The organism is Pseudophaeobacter profundi, from assembly GCF_029697505.1.
Taxonomy (GTDB): domain Bacteria; phylum Pseudomonadota; class Alphaproteobacteria; order Rhodobacterales; family Rhodobacteraceae; genus Pseudophaeobacter; species Pseudophaeobacter profundi.
Genome location: NZ_JARJEF010000077.1, coordinates 1 through 453, shown reverse-complemented (window position 1 = coordinate 453; position 453 = coordinate 1). Strand labels below are relative to the sequence as shown.

The window sequence follows — 453 nt, the reverse complement described above, 5'->3', positions numbered from 1 at the left end:
TTTATTACAAGATACGACCGTTAGTCAGCAGATGTTTGAGCTTACTTGCAGCCACAAGGAGGAGGAGCGGCGACAGCGACTTCCTTGGAGGAAGAGTTGTCGTAGGAAGAGGTAGAAGAGGACAGAGACTTGGAGGAGGATTGTTTAGAGATGGCGTTGCCACAGTCATCGTAGACCAACTCATTGTCGCTCTGAGATGCGCCAGCGGAAGCGCTGGTGTTGCCAGATGAGGCGGCGGTTTCCTTGGCGTACAGGTTACCGAGTCCGTCCTTCTTCACGATCTTGGAGGCGCTCTCTGCAGAGTTGGCAGCGTTCTTGGCGAATGCAGACTTGTCAGAGGACTTGGTTGCGATGGTTGCGGCACAAACAGGGGTTGTGCACTCCAACAGAGCAACAGCCAGAAGGGCGAAGGAAGCAACAAGCACGGAGGTCCTCATGTTTAGTGGATGCTGG

At 53.9% G+C, this 453-nt stretch carries 1 protein-coding gene; it reads right to left on the bottom strand.

What is annotated here, in order from left to right; all coding sequences use genetic code 11:
• Window positions 1-41: 41 nt before the first annotated feature.
• Window positions 42-453: hypothetical protein (locus P2081_RS20340; RefSeq protein ID WP_278924610.1), on the bottom strand; the 412-nt coding region annotated here is incomplete at its 5' end.